The sequence below is a fragment of the Acidobacteriota bacterium genome (genome assembly GCA_009861545.1).
In the GTDB taxonomy this organism is placed as follows: Bacteria; Acidobacteriota; Vicinamibacteria; order Vicinamibacterales; family UBA8438; genus WTFV01.
Map to the genome: position 1 here is coordinate 1 of VXME01000036.1, position 2,914 is coordinate 2,914.

Annotated in this window: 3 protein-coding genes; all 3 read left to right on the forward strand. The window is 51.0% G+C overall.

What is annotated here, in order from left to right; all coding sequences use genetic code 11:
• Positions 1-108: WG repeat-containing protein (locus F4X11_05075; protein ID MYN64386.1), on the forward strand; the 108-nt coding region annotated here is incomplete at its 5' end.
• A 114-nt stretch (positions 109-222) separates the two neighbouring features.
• Entirely contained in the window at positions 223-2,025 is a 1,803-nt protein-coding gene (locus F4X11_05080) for a hypothetical protein (GenBank protein ID MYN64387.1), read from the forward strand.
• Between the two features lie 567 nt (positions 2,026-2,592).
• On the forward strand, positions 2,593-2,914 hold a 322-nt coding region (locus F4X11_05085; GenBank protein ID MYN64388.1), incomplete at its 3' end, for a hypothetical protein.

Here is a 2,914-nt window from a genome sequence, read left to right on the forward strand (position 1 = left end):
TTGGCAGTATTAATAATTGATGATAAATATGGGTATATCAACTCTAAAGGTGAGGTCGTGATTGAGCCGCAATTTGACGATGCGAGGAGTTTTAGGATAACGAAATGATTTTGTGTGCGATATTGGGTATGTGTCATAGATTATGCTCAGGAGAAAGATGCCCCCGGAATGTGTATTTCGGGGGCTGGTCAATGTGGGGCTTAAATTGAATAGGGATACTAGATGGAAAAGAGAAAGTTATACATCTGGCTGATTCTTGCACTGTTGTTGGGTGGTTGCTCTCGGGGTATTGACGAATATGTGCGTCAGTCGCGCCATGTGGATGTCGATGTGCGGGTTTATGGGGTTGAGAAGTTGGGGAAGAGTGGTCAGTTGGATGCTGTGCCACATTTAATTCAGGCGTTGAAAGATGAAAAAACGCGGGTGCGGCTGGCGGCGATCGATGCGCTGGGTGTGCTGAAAGATAGGCGAGCGACTGGGGTGCTCATTCCTTTTTTGCAGGACAAACGGGCTGTTCTGGCATTGGCAGCGGTGGAGGCACTGGGTCAGATTGGAGATTTGACTGCGGTGGAGGCATTGGTCGCTGTTGTGCAAGCGGAGGTGCCTGTATTGCGATTGGCGGCGATCGATGCGCTGGGGCAGATTGGGGATTCGACTTCGGTGGATGTTCTGTGTTCGCAAATGCAAAGTGAAATATCCCAGGTGCGATGGGTTTCAGCAGTGGCTTTAGGACGCATTGGATCGCCCCGGGCGATTGGGCCTTTGGCAAATTTGTTGGGCGATGAGGAGATGCGCCAGACTGTTCTGTTTGCTCTGGATCAGATTGATAAAAATTGGCGTGCGCGGCCAGAGGTCGAGATGGCTGTGGAGAGATTTCAGCGTGATTTGATGCAAGATGATATGTTGGGCGATAAACAGGCAGTCATTCGGTTCCGCGCATTGGAGGGTCTCAATGCGGTTGTTCCCGACTGGCGAGAGAAAGATTGGGCAGAAGAACTGGTGATGCACTGGTGCCGCTGGGTGACAGAGGGCAATGACAACGAGCGAAAGGTTGCGGCGCGTTTTTTGGGCGATTTAAAAGATCAGCGGGTGGTACAGGCATTGATCGTCGCAACAGAAGATAGAGATCGCAATGTGCGTCGGCAGGCTATTCAGTCGCTGGGTAAAATGAGAGATATGCGCGCGGCAGGTGTGTTGAGGCACGCGCTTGTAGGAGAAGACAGGTATGTTCGCGGAGCAGCAGCGGGAGCATTGGGTGCATTGCGCGATACGAGTGCTGTTGAGCTACTGATCTCGCTGGTAGATCGGGAGATGCATTTGCAGGGGCGATCTGGAGAGGAGATGATGGCGTCTATTGCCCGTGCTTTGGGTGTCTTAAATGACAGGCGAGGGATAGATGCTTTGATCCGCTTGTTGGGCCATCCGGGGATACATGTCCGAAGATCTGCTGTAGAATCGTTGGGACAAATAGGTGACCTGCGAACGACGAATGCCCTGGCGCAAGCGTTAAATGATAGTTCGGTTTTTGTGCGCTGGTCTGCGGCCTGGGCACTTGTCACATTGAAGGATGCGCGTGTGGTACCTGTGCTGGTGGAAATGTTGAGCAAGGGGGCGAATGTGCAGATGGCGGTGAGAGCGCTTCGGGATATTGAGCCAGATTGGCGCAACAGGCGCGATGTACAGGAGAAAGTTGACGCGTGGATTTCGACATTTGAGAATGGCAAGGGGGTGGAACGCATTGCGGCGGCTATGAGGCTTTCTGAGATAGGTGGCGATCGCGTTGTCGAGGTGTTGAAACGCGCTTTGCGAGAACGCGATCTGGATGTTATTGCAGCGGCGCACCCATTTTTTATTCGCGAGTATTCCGCATTTGCAACTTCCGCTCTTGTCCAGGCTCTGGAACACGAAGGCGATGAGCGTATGGCCAGCGCAATGCTCGCGTCTGGCAATCCCAAACTCGCCAAAGCCGCTCGGCATTGGGCTTATGCCCGGGGTATGGCTCTGGTGTCTCCGCCCGAACGTTAAACGGCAGTGGACATAAGATCCACCGCCGTTTTCGGTTTATTTATACTTCTGATGCCAAGACTGGTCCGCGCTGGCTTCGCACACATCCGCCCACAGAGGAACGCGTTCGCGCGCTCTATGAACTCAGTGATCGCACAAGACCTTTTCCATCTGCGCCCGTTTTACCAGTGAGCAGGCCAATCGGTCCGCGGCGTATTATAATTACGTGACTACTCCCAACGATAGATCAGTTGGGTTTCTTGGCGGTTAGGTCGCCTGACGTTGTAGCCCCAGCGTCAATATGTTTATGGCAGCATTGAGGTCTCTGTCTGCTGTATAGCCGGTTGATGAATTGTGCATTCATTCTGGGCATCAAAAATACTGCTGATTATATCGCGCTCTAATCTTGACAACGAGTTTTTAATTGGCTATTTTTAAATTTATATGCTAATTATTTCGCATAACATCATTCAGGGTAACAAAAATGAGCTAAGAACGACAAGACCGTGGTAAGAGAGATTGACTGTCCGATAGGCTGAAAATTTTTCAATCAGTACTTAAGACCGAGATGCCATGATGCAAAATACAATGAGATATCTTCTTTCAATTTTGTTGCTCGTGTTTTCTGCTGCGGTGCAGTGTGAAGAGGTGTTGCCGCAGCGCGAAGCGGTTCCTCGTCTGGCGGTGTTTCCACTACTTTCGGAGAAGGATCCCGATTACGGGGTTTTTATGGCTGACCGCCTGGTGGATGAGTTGATGCGCCATCGGGATATTCCCGCGTATCAGGGGCGCTGGTTTGAACTGGTGGAGCCTGATACGATTCCACGGATCAAGATGAAGGGGATGGTAGAGACAAAACAGGCGTTGAAAGATTATGATTTATTTTTGTTGAAAACAGCAGCTCGCGCAG

Excerpts from the sequence above, each read along its gene's own strand:
- F4X11_05080 (MYN64387.1), top strand. The coding sequence starts at position 223 with ATGGAAAAGAGAAAGTTATACATCTGGCTGATTCTTGCACTGTTGTTG.